The organism is Bacillus sp. EAC (assembly GCF_002156875.1).
Taxonomy (GTDB): domain Bacteria; phylum Bacillota; class Bacilli; order Bacillales; family Bacillaceae_G; genus Gottfriedia.
The window spans coordinates 607589-627403 of sequence record NZ_NCSY01000001.1 but is presented as its reverse complement, the minus strand read 5'-3'; the positions used below and the strand labels follow the sequence as shown (position 1 = coordinate 627403).

The following is a 19815-nucleotide window of genomic DNA, read 5'->3' as shown; positions in this document are numbered from 1 at the left end:
AATGGCGATTCCATTCAGGTTTGAGAAAATATTAACGATAAAGCAAAAAGAAAAAGAACAGGTTCAAATGACTTATGAGGCTGCTGTTAAAACATTTGAAAGAGAAGCTACTAAATTATATGAACTTTTAAGAAAAAAAGAGATGTTAGATGAGCATACTGAGCTTGAATTAAATCACGGTCTTTCAATAATTGGAATTAAACAGCAGCAACTGTTTAGAGATGCACTTGAAAAAGATATCTCAAAAGCACAAGTGGATGTAATGAGAACAAGAAGTATGATGCTTGAAAAACAAGAAGAATTACTTGGTCAAAATGTCGAAGTGAAGAAATTTGAAAAAATGAAGGAAAAAGCGATGAAACTTCATCACTCAAATTTACTTAGTTTAGAGTCTAAACTCATGGATGATATTTCTCTTCAACAATTTGTGAATCGAAACTAATAGGTGATGAACTAATGCAAATTGAAACTAATGAAAAAGAATACGGAGTCTTTCAATACTTTATTTTTGTCTTTTTGATTCCAATGATTTTTACGATTGCAATTGCAGCTGTGATCTTAAATGTTGCAGGTTTTAATGTATCGAAAGAGGCAAGAAAAATTGCATCACACATTCCTTACGTAAACTCGCTGGTAAAGGATGATATCCCTTTATCGGATAAAGATCAATTAAAAGATAAAGTAAGTAAACTGACTGAAACAAATGCGAAAATTCAAGCAGAATTAACAACTTTAAAAAGTCAGTCGAGAGAAAAGGAACAGCATATTACAAGCTTACGAATCGAAGCAGAAAAATTAAGACAACAAATAAAGGATTTAGAAGAACGAAATAATTCAACAATTGATTCCGAAGCAGAAAAGAAAGCTTTATCAAAAAAACTATTTTCGAGTTATGAAGAAATGTCAGCTAAACAAGCAGCACAAATTTTATCAACAGTATCTGATGACGAGGCTTTCTATATTCTTTCAAACCTAAAAAACGAAGCAGTAACAAACATTTTGGGAAACATGGATGTTAAAAAAGCTGCTAAGTTTACATCTATGATGACAGCTAAATCTAGATAACTGAAGTAGGAGTGGAAGGAGGTGAACAGTATGAATGGGATTGATAATAAAAACGTAGTTAATTTAGTGCATCAATTGAAATCAAAATCTTCATACTTTCAAAAGAATAATAAATCTTTTGAAAAGATAATGAAGAATTCACAATCTCTTCAAACAGTTCAACCGAAAGATGATCAAACGAAACTAGTTAAAAATACTGACGGGAATGCAGATATAAAAAAACTAGAGAAATTAATTGATGATTTAAATGAAAAGATAAATGATGTGGATTCAAATGATAAAGGCGAATCAAGTGGCATATTAGATATCCTATCTTTATTACAATCTATTATTCAAAAACAACTTGAATCATTTATTAATGACCCTTCACAAACAAAAGTAGATTCAAATCTAATTATGCCAGAAGGAGTTTTAACAACTGATTCAAAGGGTTTTATGAATGCAATCCTTTCAGTTGATGAAAAACTTAAATTAAATGGATTAAATGATTTAGAAGATTTATCAGACATGCTGACAAAAATATTATCAAAAATGAATGAAACAATTAATACAGAAAATATAACTGACGATACTTCTAAGGTTGAATTATCAGAAGAAGATTTAAAGGGTTTTTTATCAGTAATTGGACAGTATTTATCCGAAAAGGGAATAAGTAAAGACCAAATAAAAAGTCTTTCAGATCGAATTGAAAACATAGTAACAAACTCATTTAATCAAGTTGATATAAAAACACCAACGAATAGTAAAGATGTTAATGTTTTAAATGGTGAATCAAAAAATGAGACGATTACCACTAAAATTAGTTTGAATGAAACGGATAATCAAGATTCTTCATTCTCAAATCAAAACTTTTCAGGTGAATCAATAAAGCAATTTGCATTATATGTAGGGAAAACAACAAATAAAGCGCAGGCAAATCAATTTGTAAGAGACTTCCAGAATATTATTCAGAAAAGTGCTTTTTCAAATGAGATGGGGCAACAGAAAATATTTATTAAACTTTTCCCAGAAAATCTAGGTCGAATTTCAATCGAACTAGTTAAAAACGAACATGGAATGATGGCAACGATTATTGCATCTTCTGCAAAAGCTAAAGAGCTATTGCAATCAAATATGGATGGACTGAAGCAAGCATTCCAATTAAATAATCTACAAGTTGAAAAGATTGACCTGTATCAATCATTGCAAGCGGATCGTTCATCATATTTAAACAAAGAGCGAGATAATCAGCAGCAAAACCAACAACAAAATCAATCAAAACAGTCTAGTAACGATGACGATTTGGATTCATCGTTTTTAGATGAGTTCATGAAAGAAGTGAGCCTTTAGAAAATGAACACAATTACAGATGCATTAAAATCAATCAGTCAATCGGATTCTAAAACAAGTACAAAAGATGGAAATAATCTTGGAAAAGATGATTTTTTAAAATTATTAATGGCACAAATGAGAAATCAGGATCCATTAAATCCGATGCAGGATAAGGATTATATTGCTCAATTAGCGACATTTTCTTCACTTGAACAAATGACAAATATGAATACATCTTTGAACAACTTCCTTGAACATATGTCAACAAACTTACTACAATTCAGTGAATTAATCGGTAAAAAAGTGTCCTATATTGTAGTTTCTGAAGACGGAAAAACAACTACTGTTGAAGAAGGAACTGTAAAATCAGTTGAGCGCAATAGTAATGGGTTTAAAGTCAATTTAACAAATGGTAAATCTACTTATACAGAATATATCTCAACAATAAGTGACATAACTTAACTGATTAAGAGACAACAAAATAAAAAACATTTTACAGTTTGTAAGGGTTAACTTACATGAGGAGGAAAAAGTAATGCTTCGTTCAATGTATTCAGGGATCGGTGGAATGAAAAACTTCCAAACAAAACTAGACGTAATTGGTAATAATATTGCTAACGTTAACACGTATGGTTTCAAAAAAGGACGAGTAACTTTCAAAGATATTGCAAGCCAAACAATGTCAGGTGCAAGTAGTGCTCAAAATAATCGTGGTGGTACAAATGCTAAGCAAATCGGATTAGGTTCAGCGTTAGCTTCAATTGATACAATCATGACAAATTCAAGTCTACAAACTACAGGTAGATTACTAGATTTAGGTGTTGATGGGGACGGATTCTTCGTTGTTAAGAATGGTAATCAACAATATTATACTCGTGCTGGAAATTTTGATATTGATAGTGTTGGTAATCTAGTTAACTCTGATGGATTAAAAGTTCAAGGGTACGCAATGGATCCTGTAACAGGACTTCCAAATACTAGTAAATTAGTAAGCTTATCTATTGATAAAAACGCAACGATTTTACCGCAGGCAACTACTTATATAAATTTAGCTGGAAACTTAGATAGTAATGGTACAACTGCTGTAGCTGGACCACCTGCTGTTCCAGCAACAACTGTAAAATTAGATTTATCAATAAGAGATTCATTAGGTAATGAGATCCCGTTAAATGCAACTTTTACAAAAACGAGTGCTCTAGGTGTAGTTCCTTCGACTTGGAGCGTAGCTGTAACTGATACAAAAACACCAGCTAGCACATTAGCTACATCGAATCTATCATATGGAACGAATGGACAACTAACAGCAACACCAGTTGTTACACCTGTTGCATATAACCCTGGAAATGGCGCACAAACTATTAATTTATCAAACATTAACTTTAGTGGAATTAATCAGACTGGTGCTGCATCTTCTGTATCTGTAAAAGATAAAGATGGATATCCAGGAGGGTCATTAACAAGTTTTACTTTTGGTCAATCAGGAGAAATTACAGGGGTATTCTCTAACGGTCAAGTAAAAAATATGGGTCAAATTGCATTAGCTACTTTCTCTAATCCAGGTGGTCTACTTAAAACTGGTGGTAACACATTCCAAGAAAGTAATAACTCTGGTATTCCGAATGTTGCGACTCCAGGTAACTCTCGTGGTGTTGTACAAGCAGGTACATTAGAGATGTCAAACGTTGACTTATCTGAAGAATTTACAGATATGATCGTTGCTCAAAGAGGATTCCAAGCAAACTCAAGAATTATTACAACTTCTGACCAAATTTTAGAAGAGCTTGTTAACTTAAAACGTTAAGGTAGGTGAATGGGGATTAAGTTCTTCTTAGTCCTCTCATTTTATGATTTGTTTAACAAAACTAAATGGTAATAAGTTCACATTAAATGCAATTTATATAGAAGAAATTCAATCGTTTCCAGATACAACGATTACATTAACAAATGGACATAAGTTTTTTGTGAAAGAATCTGAAGCAGAAGTGGTTAATTTAGTCACTGCATATTATCAATCAATTAAATTATTAGGTACAGATAAAAAAATGGAGGCGTAGTCCATTGTTTAAAAATAAGTTAGTCAATATCATGATCGTGCTACTGTTAGCGATTGCGCTTATAGGAACAGTTACTGTCATAATAATTCATAAAGTAAACGTAAAAGCATCAAATGGTGAGCCATCGATTGATGAAATTATAAAGTATTCAGTCAATGTACCAGAAATTACGACGAATTTAAAAAATGGTGATTTTATTAAAATCTCATATACGATTCAAACTTCAAGTAAAGATGCTAAAACAGAGCTAGAAAAGAGAGATTTCCAAGTGAAAAATGAAATAATTCAACAGTTAGCTCAAATGGATAGCGAACAATTTAAACAAAAAGATAGTATTTCTTTATTAGAAAAAACAATAAAAGATAAATTAAATGGAATAATGCAGGATGGAAAAGTTGAAAAAGTGTACACCACCTCATTCATCCTACAATAGTCGATTACTATAAGAGGAGGTGAATTACTTGTCAGGAGAAGTTTTATCACAAAATGAAATTGATGCTCTTCTCTCAGCTATTTCAACTGGTGAAATGGATGCCGAGGAACTAAAAAAAGAAGAAAGTGAACGAAAAGTCAAGGTTTATGATTTTAAACGTGCACTTCGATTTTCAAAAGACCATATCCGAAGTTTAACAAGGATTCACGAGAATTTTGCGAGACTTTTAACAACTTATTTTTCAGCGCAATTAAGGACGTATGTTCAAATAAGCGTAGCTTCTACAGATCAAATACCTTATGAGGAATTTATTCGTTCCATCCCTAAGATGACGATCTTAAACGTTTTTGAAGTACCGCCTTTAGACGGAAGAATAATTTTTGAAATTAATCCGAATATTGCCTATGCAATGTTAGACAGAGTTTTAGGTGGTCAAGGAAGTAGTATTAATAAAGTAGAAAATTTAACAGAAATAGAAACGCGTATAATGACTCAATTATTTGAGCGAGCTGTTGAAAATCTTCGAGAAGCATGGAGTACAATTGCAGATATCGAAACAGAATTAACGGATTTTGAAGTAAATCCTCAATTTTTACAAACTGTTTCACCTAATGAAACAGTGGTCGTTATCTCATTTAATACTGTTATCGGTGATACGACTGGTATGATCAATATTTGTATTCCTCACGTTGTATTGGAACCAATGATACCAAAGTTATCTGTACGTTATTGGATGCAACCAAATACAAAACCTAAAAATGTTGAGGAAACAGAATTTATCAAAAAACGCATTAATACAACCAATTTAAATGTTATCGCTGAATTAGGTAAGACAACCATTTCAATTAATGACTTATTAAATTTAGATGTTGGAGACGTAATTGTATTGGACAAAAATACGGAACAGCCACTGGATATTAAAATTGGCGAAAGCTATAAATTTAATGCTCAACCAGGTGTCGTAGGAAAGAAAATAGCCATTCAAATATTAGATGAGTTGAAAGGGGGAGGAAATAGCGATGAGTGATAAAATCCTATCTCAAGAAGAAATTGAACTACTATTAAAAGGTGGCTCTTTAGATGAAGAGCCAATTGAAACAGATACAACAGAAGATTTACCCCCTTTGGAGGATTTATTGTCTTCAATTGAAATGGACACTTTAGGAGAAATTGGTAATATCTCATTTGGAAGTTCAGCAACAGCTTTATCAACTTTACTGAACCAAAAAGTAGAAATTACGACTCCGAGTTTGTCTGTATTACATCGTCAAAGCTTAGGGGATGAATTTAAATCTCCATATGTAGCTGTTCAAGTTGCATATACAGTGGGCTTTATGGGTGCGAATTTATTTGTAATTGATACTAGAGACGCTTCAATAATTGCAAACCTTATGTTAGGCGGAGATGGAATTGTTGAGGATACTGAGTTAGATGAGATTCATTTAAGTGCAGTTCAAGAAGCGATGAACCAAATGATGGGTTCAGCTGCTACGTCAATGAGTACAATTTTCAAGAAAAAGGTAGATATTTCGCCCCCAACAATTGGATTAATCGATTTCCAAATCGGTGAAGGAACAAATAGAGTTCCTGAAGATGAGTACTTAATAAAAGTATCATTTAGATTAAAAGTAGGAGAGCTAATTGATTCTAATATCATGCAGCTTTTACCATTTGATTTTGGTAAGCAATTAGTTGATGAGTTATTTAGTTTAAATCAACCAGCTCAACAACAAGTTGAACAACCTGTTGCAGCAGTAACACAACAACAGGTTACTCAACAGGTTTCACAACCGTCAGCACAAACTTATCAACAACCGATTCAAAATGAAAGAGTGGAACATCAACAAGAGGTATATATTACTCCTTCAAGTCCGTCTCTTGGAAATCAAATGATAGGTGGGTCTAGTCCGATTAGTAACCAAACTGTACAACCAGCTGCTTTCTCGCAACTTCAACCAGTTTCAATTACTGAAAATGAAGCTAGAAATTTAAATATGTTATTCGATATACCTTTAAATGTAACTGTTGAATTAGGTAGAACTAAACGTTCTGTTAAAGAAATTCTAGAGTTAACGACAGGCTCGATTTTAGAGTTGGACAAACTTGCCGGAGAACCTGTTGAAATTTTAATAAACTCTAAATTAATTGCAAAAGGTGAAGTAGTTGTAATTGATGAGAATTTTGGAGTTCGTGTAACAGATATAGTAAGTAAAAGTGATCGATTAAATAATTTAAAATAATATATTTTGGAGGAATTTGAAAATGGCAAATAATATTCTTATAGTTGATGACGCAGCATTTATGCGAATGATGATTAAAGATATTTTAGTTAAAAATGGGTTTAATGTAGTAGCTGAGGCTGCTGATGGAGCACAGGCTGTTGAAAAATATAAGGAGCACCAACCTGATCTTGTAACAATGGATATTACAATGCCAGAAATGGATGGAATTGCTGCTTTAAAAGAAATTAAAAAAATTAATCCAAATGCGAAAGTAATTATGTGTTCAGCAATGGGACAGCAAGCGATGGTTATTGATGCGATTCAAGCTGGAGCAAGAGATTTTATTGTTAAACCATTTCAAGCAGACCGTGTAATAGAAGCTATTTCAAAAACATTAGCTTAATGCAGTGTATTGAATAAAAAGAAGGTGACAACGAATGAAAAAACTACTTTTTTTAACGTTGTTGTCAATGATCATGGTGATGGCGCCGTATAAACAGATTAATAGTTTAGCGGCGCAATCAGATCTATCAGCTCAAGAGTGTTTAGATAAGCCAAAATTATGTGATGACAATACAAAAAAGCAGTCACAACAAGAGATAACTGCATTAAAATCTTCTAAACTTACATTTTTAGATTATGTTAAGATGATCTTTTCTTTTGGGATTGTGATTGGATTATTATATTTAGTACTGTACTGGATCAAAAGAAATGGTAATTCTTTTAATAAGAATAGTTTAATAACTTCTATTGGCGGTACTTCAGTTGGATCGAATAAATCCGTTCAAATTATCAAGATTGGTAATTCGTTATATGTAGTAGGTGTAGGAGAAAATATTACTTTATTAAAAGAAATTCAAGATTCCGATGAGATACAAGTTATTGAACAAAAATCGGAACAACGATATCAGGCTGAAATAAAAGTTTCAAAATGGTTTCAACATGTGATGAATAATGAAAATAAAAATTTAAATACGACAAAAGACTCGTTTAAAAATCTATTTAATCAACAAGTCCAGTCAATAAAAGGAAAGAAAAATTCATTACTTACTAGAATTGATGAGAAAGGGATCGACAAGAATGAATGATGTAGTTCAATACTTAAATTCTAGTAATCCAGAAACGGTTACAACATCAGTAAAATTATTATTATTATTAACGGTCTTATCGATTGCACCGGGAATTATTATATTAACAACTTGTTTTACAAGAATTATTATTGTTCTATCTTTTGTTAGAACATCAATCGGTACCCAAGGCGTACCACCTAACCAAGTTCTATTAGGATTAGCAATGTTTTTAACGTTTTTTATTATGGCACCGACATTTCATGAAGTGAATAAACAAGCGTTAACACCGCTTTTTGATAATAAAATTACACTAGAACAAGCGTATGATCGTGCATCTGTACCTGTAAAGCAGTATATGAGCAAGCATACAAGGCAAAAAGATTTAGAATTATTCATGGGTTATTCAGGATTAAAAAAGCCTAAGACAATTAATGATGTACCATTAACTACTTTGGTTCCAGCTTATGCAATTAGTGAATTGAAATCAGCATTTCAAATGGGATTTATGATATTCATACCTTTTCTTGTAATAGATATGGTTGTAGCGAGTGTACTTATGTCAATGGGGATGATGATGTTACCACCAGTTATGATTTCACTGCCTTTTAAAATTCTGTTATTTATCATGGTAGATGGATGGTATTTAGTGGTCAAATCATTGCTCGAGAGCTTCTAGGGGTGAACTAAATGAGTCAAGAATTTGTTATTACAATTGCTCAAAAAGCAATCTATACATTATTTATGGTGAGTGGACCATTATTAATAATCGCTCTAGTTATCGGATTAATAGTAAGTATTTTTCAGGCGACCACTCAAATTCAAGAACAAACTTTAGCATTTATTCCGAAAATAGTAGCCATATTAGTAGCTTTGATATTCTTTGGCCCTTGGATGCTAACAAAACTAGTAGAATTTACATTTCAAATATTTAGTAATTTGAATAATTTTGTAGGGTAATAGAATGGATACATTATTTCAAAGCTTACCTGCATTTCTATTAATTTTCGTCCGTATGACTAGCTTCTTTGTTTCAGTACCAATTTTTTCGAATCGGGCAATACCTACAGTTCATAAAGTAGGATTTTCATTTTTTACAAGTTATATTGTTTTCTTTCTGATCGACCAACAACCATTAGGAAATATCGATAATTTCATATTCCTTTTAATGAAGGAAGCGATTATAGGTTTAGCTCTGGGGTTAATTGCTTTTATCGTAATGTCTGGAATTCAAATTGCAGGGGGATTAATTGATTTTCAAGTTGGTTTCTCAATAGCAAGTATTTTTGATCCGCAAACTGGTATGCAGAATCCTATAACAGCACAATTGTTAAATACAATTACCATTCTATTTTTATTATCGGTCAATGCGCATCATCTTTTACTACAGGGGATCATTAATAGTTATAAAATTATTCCTGTTAATTCGACAGGAATCCCAATTGGTCACGAACAATTTGTGTTAGAAATTGTGAAAATTTTTATTTCGATGTTTGTTATTGCTTTTCAGATGGCATTACCAATCATTGCATCATTATTTTTAGTTGATATTGCATTAGGTATTTTAACTAGGATTGTACCTCAATTAAATATCTTTGTTGTTGGTTTACCATTAAAAATCATTATTGCATTTGGACTTTTACTAATTGGATTACCAACAATGATGGTATTAGTTCAGCATTTATTTGAATTAGTTGTACAATCAACAAATTCCCTCATTCGATTAATTGGAGGAATTTAAAATGGCAAGAATTAAACTTAATTTACAACTTTTTTCTGGGGAACGAACTGAAAAAGCAACCCCCAAAAAGAGGGAAGAAACGAGAAAAAAAGGGCAGGTAGCAAAAAGCGTAGAGATTAATACAGCTGTGATTTTACTATCCATGTTTCTCTTTTTACTATTTGGTCGACAGTTTCTTTTTGACCAATTTGAGCATGTGATGAAGGATTTTCTTCAACATTATTTATTAAAAGATTTAACAAATCAAAATGCTAGTAACTTGCTATCAAAAATTTACATGCAAATATTAATATTAATTGGTCCTTTTTTAGGAGTTGCTTTTATTGCAGCTATTGTTGCAAATGTATCTCAAGTTGGATTCACGTTTTCAGCCGAAGCAATTAATGTCAAATTTGATCGACTGGATCCTATTCAGGGATTTAAAAAAATCTACTCTTTGCGAGCTGTTGTTGAATTAGTTAAATCACTATTAAAAATAACAATTGTAGGGGCTGCAACATTTTTTGTGATATGGCAAAGTAAGCAGGATATTTTAAACTTACCTTATATAGGAATTAGAGCTGTTGCTGAAACAATCTATATGCTAGTTGTCAAAAGTGGACTATATGCTTCTTGCTCATTACTGGTTTTAGCAATACTTGATTTGTTTTATCAACGATTTGACTTCGAAAAAAATATCCGAATGTCTAAACAAGATATTAAAGATGAATATAAAAAGTCCGAAGGGGACCCACTGATCAAATCAAAGATTAAACAAAAACAAAGAGAAATTGCAATGAGACGAATGATGCAAGAAATACCAAAAGCAGACGTTATTATTACGAATCCAACTCATTATGCTGTAGCACTTAAATATGATGAAGAAAAAAGAGATGCACCTTTTGTTGTTGCAAAAGGTGTGGATTTCCTAGCTTTAAAAATTAGAGAAATTGCGAAAGCACATGACATTATTACAATTGAAAATCGCCCACTTGCTAGAGCACTTTATGCTCAGGCAGAAATTGGGGATGAAGTTCCAGAAGAATTTTTTAAGGCTGTTGCCGAAATTCTGGCTTACGTTTATAAGTTGAAAAGAAAGATTTAAGGGGAGAAACTAATGTCAGCAAAAAACTTAGCTGTGCTAATAAGTGTCATATTTATCGTTGTCATGTTAGTTATTCCTTTACCAACATGGTTAATTAGTTTCCTAATTATGATAAATATGTCAATAGCACTCGTAGTTCTATTACTTTCTATGAATGTAAACGAACCACTAGAATTTTCAGTGTTTCCATCTCTATTACTACTACTAACACTGTTTAGAATAGGCCTGAATGTTTCCACTACTAGAGCGATTTTAACAACCGGTCATGCTGGTAATGTAGTTGAAACATTTGGAAGTTTCGTAACAAGCGGAAATGCGATTGTCGGATTTGTTGTATTCTTAATCCTTATCATTATCCAATTTATCGTTATAACAAAGGGTTCTGAGCGTGTTTCTGAGGTTGCTGCACGATTTACATTGGACGCGATGCCAGGTAAACAGATGAGTATTGACGCTGATCTAAACGCAGGAATGATAACAGAATCTCAGGCTAGGGAAAGAAGAACAAAAGTATCTAGAGAAGCTGATTTTTATGGATCAATGGATGGAGCAAGCAAATTCGTAAAAGGAGATGCAATAGCGACAATCATTATTGTAATCATCAACATTGCAGTAGGTATGATTATTGGGGTTTTACAATTAGATTTAAGTGTGGCAGAAGCTGCAAAGCAATTTACGACATTAACAGTTGGTGATGGGATCGTGAGTCAGATTCCTGCACTTCTGATATCAACTGCTACTGGAATTATGGTTACACGTTCAGGTTCGGAAGATAATTTAGCGTCGGATTTAACAAATCAGTTACTTTCTTATCCTAGTCTATTATATATTTCCGCTGGTGCAATTACATTATTAGGTCTTGTTACGCCTTTAAATGATATTGTTACAATTCCAATCGGATTAGTTTTAGCATTTGGAGCATATCAATTATCTAAAAAGCCGGTTATCGACGATACATTAATCGAGGAACAACAAGAAGAAATCGTGACGAACGATTTAAAAGCGCCAGAGAGTGTTGTGAAATTGCTACAGGTTGATCCAATTGAATTTGAATTCGGATATGGATTAATTCCATTGGCAGATACAAATCAAGGCGGAGATTTATTAGACCGAATCGTAATGATTAGAAGGCAATTAGCAATCGAACTTGGGTTAGTTATCCCAGTTGTTCGTATTCGCGATAATATTCAACTTCAACCTAATGAATATATATTAAAGATAAAAGGAAATGAAGTAGCACATGGTGAGCTTTTACTTGATCATTTCTTAGCGTTAAGTCCAGGATACGATGAGGCATCAGTTGTTGGAATTGATACGTTTGAACCTTCGTTTGGATTACCAGCGAAATGGATATCCGAAGAAATGAAAGAAAGAGCTGAAATGTTTAATTATACAGTTGTAGATCCACCTTCTGTTGTTTCTACACATATAACTGAAATAATTAAAAACTATGCTCACGAGTTAATCGGACGTCAAGAAACGAAAAACTTAATTGATCACTTAAAAGAAAGTTATTCAATTCTAGTTGATGAAGTAACACCAAATCCGCTTTCAATTGGTGATATACAAAAAGTCCTTGCAAAACTATTAAAAGAAAAAGTTTCAATCAGAAATCTACCAGTTATTTTTGAAGCATTAGCAGACTATGGTAGATATACAACAGATCCTGAGGTATTGACTGAATATGTAAGACAGGCTTTGGCAAGACAAATTACAAGTCAATATAGTCAATCAAACGAATCTCTTAAAGTAATCACTCTTTCAGGTAAAGTAGAAAAAATTATTGCAGATTCGATTACTCAATCAGAACATGGTTCATATTTATCAATCGATCCAGACTCATCTAATGAATTTATTAGTGCCGTTAACAAAGAAGTTGAAGAGATGTCAATTCAACAACAACAACCAATTTTATTATGTTCTCCTGCAATAAGAATGTATGTTAAACAACTGGTAGAAAGGTTTATGCCAACACTACCTGTCCTTTCATATAATGAATTGGACGCAGATCTTGAAGTCCAAAGCGTAGGAGTTGTGAGAATAGGATGAGAGTTAAAAAAATAATTGCACCAACGATGGCAGAAGCTATGAAAAAAGTAACTGAAGAGCTTGGACAAGATGCTGTTATTTTAAATTCACGAGTAATTCAAGAAGGCGGAGTTTTTGGTTTCTTTTCGAGGAAAAAAATCGAGTTAATCGCTGCATTAGATCAAAATAAAGTCAGTCAAAAATCGTTTACTCCAAAAGAACATATCGATCAGACTACCATTAAAAGTCAAATTGATGAATTGGTACCGTTAAAATTACAAGAGAAGGAGGTTCCATTCCAAACAATGGAGCCTCCTAAGCTAGTAAACGATCAAGAGCATCTATTAAAAGAAATGAAACAATTAAAGTCTATGATTTCTAAAATGAATGTAGAAAATTCTGATGAAGAAGTACTTCATCCACTTTTAGAAGAATTAAAAACAAATCTTTTAGAACAAGATATTTTAGAAGAGTTGACAGAAGAAATCATCAATGAAATAAAACCTAGAATGGCGTTACAATCAAATCAAGTCACAAATGAACAAATTAATGATTGGTTAAATCGTTCGATTGTATCAAAAATTAGTGAGTTAGATTTCGGACATAAACATGATGATATTCGCTATGTAAATGTAGTTGGGCCAACAGGAGTAGGAAAAACGACAACTCTAGCAAAGATTGCTGCGGAAGCAGTACTGAAATATCGTAAGAAGGTTGCTTTTATAACGACTGATACTTATCGGATTGCTGCTATTGATCAATTAAAGACGTATGCAACAATTCTTAATGTTCCAATTGAAGTCTGTTATAACTTAGAAGATTTTAAACTAGCAAAAGAAAAATTCCAAAAATATGATTTAGTATTAATAGATACTTCAGGTAGAAACTTCCGAGATGAGAAGTATGTTTCAGAATTGAAAAAGATTATAGATTTTAACGAATTAGAAACTTATCTTGTACTTGCATTAACTTCAAAATATAAAGATATGAAAAAAATATTTGAACAATTTCACTCAATACCTATTAAAAAAGTAATCTTCTCTAAAGTTGATGAAACTGAGTCTTTTGGCTCAATTTTAAACTTTATGATTGAAAAACAAGTTGGGGTTGCCTACTTAACAAATGGTCAAAATGTTCCTGATGATATTGTGGAAGGAAGCCCGAACAAAATTTACTCGATCTTAGCAAAGGAAGTCCAGATATGAGTGACCAAGCTGCTAGATTAAGGGAACAATTGCAAAATACGAGTCAATCAAAGAGTAAAGTGATAGGTATTGTAAGTGGAAAGGGCGGAGTTGGAAAGTCGAATTTTAGTTTGAATTTTGCGATATCCCTCTGCCAGAAAAAAAAGAAAGTTCTTTTACTAGATTTAGATATTGGAATGGGTAATATCGATGTCCTATTAGGAACCGTGACTAATTTATCAATTATTGACATATTTGGTAAAAGTTTGACGATTCATGATATTATGAATATAGGTCCGAATGGGTTGAAGTATATATCTGGAGGCTCAGGTTTATCGACAATTTTTTCATTAAGTGAAGATAAATTATCACAATTATTTAATGAATTAGAAGGAATTATGAATGATTTTGATTATATAATTTTTGATATGGGTGCTGGAGTCAGTGAACAAACAGTTAAACTACTTACTGCGATGCATGAAGTGATTGTTATAACGACACCCGAACCCACTGCTATAACAGATGCTTATGCAATGATTAAGCACTTAGTACTAAATGAAGTTACATCAAAACTGTCCATCGTTATTAATCGAATTAGTTCTCTCAAAGAGGGAGAATCGGTCTTATTTAGATTAGAACGGGCAATAAAACATTTTATGAATGTTGATGTAAATCGATTAGGAATGATTTTTGATGATGCCATCGTAAGAAAAGCGGTTATTACTCAAAAACCTTTTATCTTACTCGCACCATCAAGTCTTCCAGCAAGAAGTATAGAGTCAATTAGTAAAAAGTACGTAAATGAGGACATTGAAGATTCAAATTCACATTCCTTTATTCATCGTATGAAATCCCTATTTTTAAAAAGGTAGTGATTTAAATGAAAAAGATCAATGTTCTAGTTGTTGACGATTCAGCTTTTATGAGAAAAATGATCAGTAATATATTAAATTCAGATGATGACATTAATGTAATCGGAACAGCTAAAACTGGGAAAGAAGCAATTGAAAAGGTAATAAAGTTAAAACCGAATGTTGTTACACTTGATATCGAAATGCCAGTACTAAACGGTTTAGAGGCATTAAAAGTAATCATGAAGGAATTTCCAGTTCCAGTAATTATGTTATCGAGTTTGACACAAGAGGGTGCAATTAGTTCTTTTAAAGCATTGGATTATGGGGCGGTTGATTTTGTACCAAAGCCATCAGGTTCAATCTCATTAGATATAGATCTCATTTCAGAACAATTAATTAAGAAAGTGAAAATAGCAATTACTGTTAATTTGAAAAAATTAAAAGCTCCAGTAAAAACTATAAAAACACCTATCTTAAATGAAAATAAACCCGAGCCAATTACAATAAAAGACTCTGCTACAAAAAGTTCGAATCAAATTGTGTGTATTGGAACATCAACAGGTGGTCCTAGGGCATTACAGGAAGTTCTTACAAACATTCCAAGAGGTTTTATTCCACCAATCTTTATCGTACAACATATGCCAGCTGGATTTACTAATTCTTTGGCAATGAGATTAGACAAGCTTTCTACTATTCATATAAAAGAAGCTGAAAATGATGAAAAGGTTGTAACTTCCACTGCCTATATAGCTCCTGGTGGATATCACATGAAAGTAATCCAAAAAAATAACGAACTATTCATTGAACTAACTGAGGAGCCAGCTTGTAATGGTCATCGCCCATCAGTAGATGTACTATTTGAGTCGATTAGTAATTTAGTAAACTATGAAATTACTTCGGCGATCTTAACAGGTATGGGGGCAGATGGCGCTAAGGGTATGAAATTAATTAAACAACATTGTAAAGGCACAACTATTGCAGAATCAGAAGAAACATCAGTTGTTTTTGGAATGCCAAAAGCAGCAGTTTTATTAAATATAGTAGATGAAATAGTTCCAATTCAACAAGTAGCTGACACCATAATTAAACATTCCAAATAATAGGGGAGTAAGACTATGGAAATGAATCAATATTTAGATTTATTTATAGATGAAAGCAGAGAACATTTACAAAATATTAATGAAAATTTATTAGAGCTTGAAAAGGATCCTACTAATTTAGCAATAGTAAATGAAATCTTTCGAAGTGCTCATACTTTAAAAGGTATGTCTGCAACAATGGGTTATGAAGATTTAGCAAATTTAACTCATCAAATGGAAAATGTACTAGATGCTATTAGAAATAACAAATTAACAGTTAATTCGTCGATATTAGATGTCGTATTCCAATCAATTGATGATTTGGAAGCAATGGTTGAATCGATTGCAACTGGTGGAGACGGCAAGCGTGATGTAAAAGAAATCGTTCGGAAATTAGCAGCAATTGAAAAAGGTACTGATTTTACTGATGAGCAAGAAACAGTTAAAAATGATTCAGGTCAATTAACTCTTCAATACGATGACTATGATTATGCAGTAATCGAGCAGTCAATGGAACAAGGGTTTAATGTATATGAGATTCGAATTGAATTAACATCTTCATGCATTTTAAAAGCTGCTAGATCATTTATGGTTTTTGAAGCTTTAGAACAAAATGGTGAAATATTAAAAAGTAATCCCTCGGTTGATAAATTAGAAACCGAGCAATTTGATGCCGTTTTTTATGTAACATTTGTTACAAAAATCGATTTTTCCGATGTAAAAAATGTAATAATGAAGATTTCTGAGATTAATAGTGTTGAGATTACTAGCTTTGATTTAAGCCGTATGAAACAAGAAGTGGAACATAATGAAGCAGCTAAAGTAATTGCTGCAGCTGAAAATGAAGTGGCCGCAACTGCTACGGTTGTAGAAACAAATGATCAGCCTAAAAATAAAGCAGCAAATCAAGCAAATAGTAAAACAATCCGTGTAAACATCGAAAGATTAGATATATTAATGAATTTATTTGAAGAACTAGTTATAGATCGTGGAAGACTTGAACAAATTTCAAGAGATTTAAGTCATGTCGAGCTACAAGAAACAGTTGAAAGAATGACTCGTGTGTCTAGTGATTTACAAAGTATCATCTTGAACATGCGAATGATCCCAATTGATACTGTATTTAACCGTTTCCCACGAATGGTTCGTCAATTATCGAAAGATTTGAATAAAAAAATTGATTTGCAAATATTTGGTGCTGAAACGGAACTAGATCGTACTGTAATTGATGAAATTGGAGATCCTTTAGTGCATTTAATTCGAAATGCACTTGATCATGGTATCGAAACGCCAGAAGTGCGTGTTTCGAAAGGTAAACCAGAAACAGGCACAGTACAGTTAAAGGCATTCCATAGTGGAAACCATGTCTTCATTGAAGTTAAAGAAGATGGTGCAGGAATTAATCGTGATAAAGTCCTTGAGAAGGCATTAAAAAATAAAATCATTACAGAACAACAAGCTTCAACACTTACAGATAAGCAGGTATATGAATTGATATTTGCATCTGGGTTCTCTACTGCTGAAGTATTATCTGATATTTCTGGACGTGGAGTAGGTTTAGATGTTGTAAAAAGCAAAATTGAATCATTAGGTGGAACAGTTTCAGTTGATTCTGTATTAGGACATGGAACAACATTCTCGGTGCAATTACCACTTACCCTGTCAATTATTTCAGTCATGTTAGTTGAACTCCAAAAAGAAAAATATGCAATACCATTATCATCAATTATCGAAACAGCGTTTATTAAAAAGACAGATATTATGAGTGCACACAATCAAAAAGTAATCGATTTTCGTGGTAAAGTAGTGCCACTTCTGTACTTAAATGATCTATTTAATGTACCGACAGAGACTACGAATACTACAGATGGAATTTCTGTTGTAATTGTAAGAAAAGGTGACAAGTTAGCTGGGTTAGTTGTTGATTCTTTCATTGGTCAACAAGAAATCGTTTTAAAATCATTAGGAAATTATTTAACAAATGTTTTCGCGATTTCTGGTGCAACAATTTTAGGCGATGGACAAGTTGCATTAATTTTAGATTGTAACGCTTTAATTAAATAACTGTTAGGAGATAAATGGATGATGTCTCAAGTAGAAAAAGTAATTGTGTTTGATTTGAATAATGAGGAATATGGTATTCCTGTTAAAAACGTTAAATCGATTGAAAAAATACAGTTCATTACTCGAGTTCCAAAGGTAAATGAATTTGTTAAAGGGGTTATTAACTTACGTGGGGTTGTAACACCAATTATCGATTTAAGACTTCGATTTAATTTCAAAGAGAAAGAATATAACGAACGCACACGAATTATTATTGTAACTTTTTCAGATAAAGAAGTAGGCTTTATTGTTGATTCTGCGAATGATGTAATTGATATTCCAATGGATTGTGTTGAAAGTGCACCAGAGGTTGTCGGTGAACAAGAACATTATTATATTGAAGGAATCGCTAAATTAGATAAAAGATTATTAATACTATTAGATCTTGAAAATGTGTTAAATATGAGCGATGAAATAGAACTGACTAGTGTTGAGGTTAAATAATGTCATTTCAAGAGCAAATTAAATCTCTTCATTTAGATATCCTTAAAGAAATAGGTAATATCGGTGCAGGTCATGCTGCAACGGCTCTTTCGAATCTTTTAAATACTAAGATCGACATGAGTGTGCCAAATGTAAAAATAATGCCTTTTAATGAAATGATGGAGCTTGTTGGTGGTGCAGAAAATGTTGTAGCATCTGTCTATTTTCGAATAGAAGGTGATGCACCGGGAAGTATGTACTTTGTTACAAGCTTAGAACAAGCAACTAAAATCATAAAACAATTAATTAATAACCCTGAATTTCAAATTGAAGATCTTGAACAAAATCCATTAGCTGAATCTGTATTACAAGAGGTCGGAAATATTTTAATAGGTTCATATTTATCATCTTTTTCAGATTTTACGAACTTAAATATTTATCCAACAGTACCAGCCTTAGCTATTGATATGTTTGGAGCAATTATTTCTTACGGTTTAATCGAAATTGGACAAGTTAGTGACGAAGCGATTGTTATTGATACGATTTTCTTTGCAGATGGTGACAAAGAAGATAAAGAATTAAATGGTCATTTCTTTTTACTTCCTGATCCAGATAGCTTTCAAAAAATCTTTCATTCTTTAGGCTTAGGGTCTAATGGATAATCTTATTCAACTAACCAAAATCGGCATAGCCGAGATGGGTATTGTAAAAGGATCTCAAATCATAAGAACTTCTGGGTTAGGTTCTTGTGTAGGTGTTGTTATTTATGATGAAGAAAAACATGTCGGGGGCATGGTACATGTCATGCTTCCAGATTCAAGTCTTGCAAAAGAAGGCCAATTGAATAAGGCAAAATTTGCAGATACAGCCATAAGTGAATTAGTAAATAAAGTAGTTTTAAATGGTGGAAGAAGATTAAATTTAAAAGCAAAACTAGCTGGTGGATCACAAATGTTTCAATTTAATTCATCGAATGAAATGATGCGGATTGGTCCCAGAAACGTAGAAGCAGTGTTACAACAATTAGAAAAACTTCAAATTCGAGTGCTGGGTTCAGATGTAGGTGGCAATAAGGGCCGAACGATTGAATTTTCACCAGAAAACTCACTATTGAACATAAGAATTGTAAATCAAGGTGTTATCATAATTTAGTAAGTAGCTGAGGTG

The 19815-nt window shown here is 32.5% G+C and carries 23 protein-coding genes; all 23 read left to right on the top strand.

The annotated features are described in order from the left end of the window. Nucleotide 1: 1 nt before the first annotated feature. The 23 genes from fliJ to B7R65_RS02715 all read left to right on the top strand — a co-directional run bounded on the left by fliJ (nucleotide 2) and on the right by B7R65_RS02715 (nucleotide 19800). Nucleotides 2-442 (top strand): flagellar export protein FliJ, encoded by a 441-nt coding sequence (fliJ, locus tag B7R65_RS02825; protein ID WP_088041224.1) that lies wholly within the window; start codon nucleotides 2-4, stop codon nucleotides 440-442. A gap of 14 nt (nucleotides 443-456) precedes the next feature. Further along, entirely contained in the window at nucleotides 457-1065 is a 609-nt protein-coding gene (locus tag B7R65_RS02820; RefSeq protein WP_088041223.1) for a MotE family protein, read from the top strand. A 30-nt stretch (nucleotides 1066-1095) separates the two neighbouring features. Next, the gene (locus B7R65_RS02815) at nucleotides 1096-2394 is read left to right on the top strand and encodes a flagellar hook-length control protein FliK (RefSeq protein ID WP_088041222.1); all 1299 of its coding nucleotides are present in this window, start codon (nucleotides 1096-1098) and stop codon (nucleotides 2392-2394) included. Between the two features lie 3 nt (nucleotides 2395-2397). Further along, nucleotides 2398-2838 (top strand): flagellar hook assembly protein FlgD, encoded by a 441-nt coding sequence (gene flgD / locus B7R65_RS02810; protein WP_088041221.1) that lies wholly within the window; start codon nucleotides 2398-2400, stop codon nucleotides 2836-2838. Between the two features lie 73 nt (nucleotides 2839-2911). Continuing rightward, a complete protein-coding gene (flgF, locus tag B7R65_RS02805) occupies nucleotides 2912-4177 on the top strand; it encodes a flagellar basal-body rod protein FlgF (protein ID WP_088041220.1) in 1266 nt (421 codons plus the stop codon). Nucleotides 4178-4220: 43 nt separating this feature from the next. After that, nucleotides 4221-4430, top strand: a complete 210-nt coding sequence (locus B7R65_RS02800) for a flagellar FlbD family protein (RefSeq protein WP_088041219.1) — start codon at nucleotides 4221-4223, stop codon at nucleotides 4428-4430. 4 nt (nucleotides 4431-4434) lie between these two features. Then, nucleotides 4435-4863, top strand: a complete 429-nt coding sequence (gene fliL / locus B7R65_RS02795; protein WP_088041218.1) for a flagellar basal body-associated protein FliL — start codon at nucleotides 4435-4437, stop codon at nucleotides 4861-4863. Between the two features lie 28 nt (nucleotides 4864-4891). Beyond that, nucleotides 4892-5890 carry a flagellar motor switch protein FliM gene (gene fliM, locus B7R65_RS02790; protein WP_088041217.1) on the top strand — a complete coding sequence of 333 codons (999 nt, stop codon included), beginning with the start codon at nucleotides 4892-4894 and terminating at the stop codon, nucleotides 5888-5890. Next, nucleotides 5883-7103: a flagellar motor switch phosphatase FliY gene (fliY, locus tag B7R65_RS02785; RefSeq protein WP_088041216.1), complete on the top strand. Its 1221-nt coding sequence runs from the start codon at nucleotides 5883-5885 to the stop codon at nucleotides 7101-7103. The genes fliM and fliY overlap by 8 nt, the downstream gene beginning before the upstream one ends. Nucleotides 7104-7125: 22 nt before the next feature. Then, nucleotides 7126-7488, top strand: a complete 363-nt coding sequence (cheY, locus tag B7R65_RS02780; protein WP_087998534.1) for a chemotaxis protein CheY — start codon at nucleotides 7126-7128, stop codon at nucleotides 7486-7488. A gap of 34 nt (nucleotides 7489-7522) precedes the next feature. Next, the gene (locus B7R65_RS02775) at nucleotides 7523-8173 is read left to right on the top strand and encodes a flagellar biosynthetic protein FliO (RefSeq protein WP_088041215.1); all 651 of its coding nucleotides are present in this window, start codon (nucleotides 7523-7525) and stop codon (nucleotides 8171-8173) included. Next, nucleotides 8166-8831 carry a flagellar type III secretion system pore protein FliP gene (gene fliP / locus B7R65_RS02770; RefSeq protein ID WP_088041214.1) on the top strand — a complete coding sequence of 222 codons (666 nt, stop codon included), beginning with the start codon at nucleotides 8166-8168 and terminating at the stop codon, nucleotides 8829-8831. Before B7R65_RS02775 ends, fliP begins: the two co-directional genes overlap by 8 nt. A gap of 11 nt (nucleotides 8832-8842) precedes the next feature. Then, nucleotides 8843-9112 carry a flagellar biosynthesis protein FliQ gene (gene fliQ, locus B7R65_RS02765; RefSeq protein WP_088041213.1) on the top strand — a complete coding sequence of 90 codons (270 nt, stop codon included), beginning with the start codon at nucleotides 8843-8845 and terminating at the stop codon, nucleotides 9110-9112. 4 nt (nucleotides 9113-9116) lie between these two features. Next, complete coding sequence (gene fliR, locus B7R65_RS02760) at nucleotides 9117-9893, top strand: flagellar biosynthetic protein FliR (protein WP_088041212.1); 777 nt, start codon at nucleotides 9117-9119, stop codon at nucleotides 9891-9893. Nucleotide 9894: 1 nt separating this feature from the next. After that, nucleotides 9895-10977 carry a flagellar biosynthesis protein FlhB gene (gene flhB / locus B7R65_RS02755; protein ID WP_088041211.1) on the top strand — a complete coding sequence of 361 codons (1083 nt, stop codon included), beginning with the start codon at nucleotides 9895-9897 and terminating at the stop codon, nucleotides 10975-10977. 12 nt (nucleotides 10978-10989) lie between these two features. Further along, the gene (flhA, locus tag B7R65_RS02750) at nucleotides 10990-13026 is read left to right on the top strand and encodes a flagellar biosynthesis protein FlhA (protein ID WP_088041210.1); all 2037 of its coding nucleotides are present in this window, start codon (nucleotides 10990-10992) and stop codon (nucleotides 13024-13026) included. Continuing rightward, entirely contained in the window at nucleotides 13023-14210 is a 1188-nt protein-coding gene (gene flhF, locus B7R65_RS02745) for a flagellar biosynthesis GTPase FlhF (RefSeq protein WP_088041209.1), read from the top strand. The genes flhA and flhF overlap by 4 nt, the downstream gene beginning before the upstream one ends. Then, entirely contained in the window at nucleotides 14207-15061 is an 855-nt protein-coding gene (locus B7R65_RS02740) for a P-loop NTPase (protein WP_088041208.1), read from the top strand. Before flhF ends, B7R65_RS02740 begins: the two co-directional genes overlap by 4 nt. Before the next feature lie 8 nt (nucleotides 15062-15069). Continuing rightward, nucleotides 15070-16143, top strand: coding sequence for a protein-glutamate methylesterase/protein-glutamine glutaminase (locus B7R65_RS02735; RefSeq protein ID WP_088041207.1), 1074 nt, complete (start codon nucleotides 15070-15072; stop codon nucleotides 16141-16143). A 15-nt stretch (nucleotides 16144-16158) separates the two neighbouring features. Then, nucleotides 16159-18186, top strand: coding sequence for a chemotaxis protein CheA (locus tag B7R65_RS02730; RefSeq protein ID WP_088041206.1), 2028 nt, complete (start codon nucleotides 16159-16161; stop codon nucleotides 18184-18186). A gap of 21 nt (nucleotides 18187-18207) precedes the next feature. Continuing rightward, nucleotides 18208-18669, top strand: a complete 462-nt coding sequence (locus B7R65_RS02725; RefSeq protein ID WP_306298428.1) for a chemotaxis protein CheW — start codon at nucleotides 18208-18210, stop codon at nucleotides 18667-18669. Beyond that, a complete protein-coding gene (locus B7R65_RS02720) occupies nucleotides 18669-19310 on the top strand; it encodes a chemotaxis protein CheC (protein ID WP_088041204.1) in 642 nt (213 codons plus the stop codon). Before B7R65_RS02725 ends, B7R65_RS02720 begins: the two co-directional genes overlap by 1 nt. Further along, nucleotides 19303-19800, top strand: a complete 498-nt coding sequence (locus B7R65_RS02715) for a chemotaxis protein CheD (RefSeq protein ID WP_088041203.1) — start codon at nucleotides 19303-19305, stop codon at nucleotides 19798-19800. Before B7R65_RS02720 ends, B7R65_RS02715 begins: the two co-directional genes overlap by 8 nt. The last annotated feature ends 15 nt before the right edge of the window (nucleotides 19801-19815 follow it).

Excerpts from the sequence above, each read along its gene's own strand:
- B7R65_RS02740 (WP_088041208.1), top strand. The coding sequence starts at position 14,207 with ATGAGTGACCAAGCTGCTAGATTAAGGGAACAATTGCAAAATACGAGT.
- flgF (WP_088041220.1), top strand. The coding sequence starts at position 2,912 with ATGCTTCGTTCAATGTATTCAGGGATCGGTGGAATGAAAAACTTCCAA.
- fliJ (WP_088041224.1), top strand. The coding sequence starts at position 2 with ATGGCGATTCCATTCAGGTTTGAGAAAATATTAACGATAAAGCAAAAA.
- B7R65_RS02720 (WP_088041204.1), top strand. The coding sequence starts at position 18,669 with ATGTCATTTCAAGAGCAAATTAAATCTCTTCATTTAGATATCCTTAAA.
- fliR (WP_088041212.1), top strand. The coding sequence starts at position 9,117 with ATGGATACATTATTTCAAAGCTTACCTGCATTTCTATTAATTTTCGTC.
- B7R65_RS02820 (WP_088041223.1), top strand. The coding sequence starts at position 457 with ATGCAAATTGAAACTAATGAAAAAGAATACGGAGTCTTTCAATACTTT.
- B7R65_RS02775 (WP_088041215.1), top strand. The coding sequence starts at position 7,523 with ATGAAAAAACTACTTTTTTTAACGTTGTTGTCAATGATCATGGTGATG.
- B7R65_RS02815 (WP_088041222.1), top strand. The coding sequence starts at position 1,096 with ATGAATGGGATTGATAATAAAAACGTAGTTAATTTAGTGCATCAATTG.
- flhA (WP_088041210.1), top strand. The coding sequence starts at position 10,990 with ATGTCAGCAAAAAACTTAGCTGTGCTAATAAGTGTCATATTTATCGTT.
- B7R65_RS02735 (WP_088041207.1), top strand. The coding sequence starts at position 15,070 with ATGAAAAAGATCAATGTTCTAGTTGTTGACGATTCAGCTTTTATGAGA.
- flhF (WP_088041209.1), top strand. The coding sequence starts at position 13,023 with ATGAGAGTTAAAAAAATAATTGCACCAACGATGGCAGAAGCTATGAAA.
- fliY (WP_088041216.1), top strand. The coding sequence starts at position 5,883 with ATGAGTGATAAAATCCTATCTCAAGAAGAAATTGAACTACTATTAAAA.
- fliQ (WP_088041213.1), top strand. The coding sequence starts at position 8,843 with ATGAGTCAAGAATTTGTTATTACAATTGCTCAAAAAGCAATCTATACA.
- B7R65_RS02715 (WP_088041203.1), top strand. The coding sequence starts at position 19,303 with ATGGATAATCTTATTCAACTAACCAAAATCGGCATAGCCGAGATGGGT.
- flgD (WP_088041221.1), top strand. The coding sequence starts at position 2,398 with ATGAACACAATTACAGATGCATTAAAATCAATCAGTCAATCGGATTCT.
- cheY (WP_087998534.1), top strand. The coding sequence starts at position 7,126 with ATGGCAAATAATATTCTTATAGTTGATGACGCAGCATTTATGCGAATG.
- B7R65_RS02800 (WP_088041219.1), top strand. The coding sequence starts at position 4,221 with ATGATTTGTTTAACAAAACTAAATGGTAATAAGTTCACATTAAATGCA.
- B7R65_RS02725 (WP_306298428.1), top strand. The coding sequence starts at position 18,208 with ATGTCTCAAGTAGAAAAAGTAATTGTGTTTGATTTGAATAATGAGGAA.
- B7R65_RS02730 (WP_088041206.1), top strand. The coding sequence starts at position 16,159 with ATGGAAATGAATCAATATTTAGATTTATTTATAGATGAAAGCAGAGAA.
- fliP (WP_088041214.1), top strand. The coding sequence starts at position 8,166 with ATGAATGATGTAGTTCAATACTTAAATTCTAGTAATCCAGAAACGGTT.
- flhB (WP_088041211.1), top strand. The coding sequence starts at position 9,895 with ATGGCAAGAATTAAACTTAATTTACAACTTTTTTCTGGGGAACGAACT.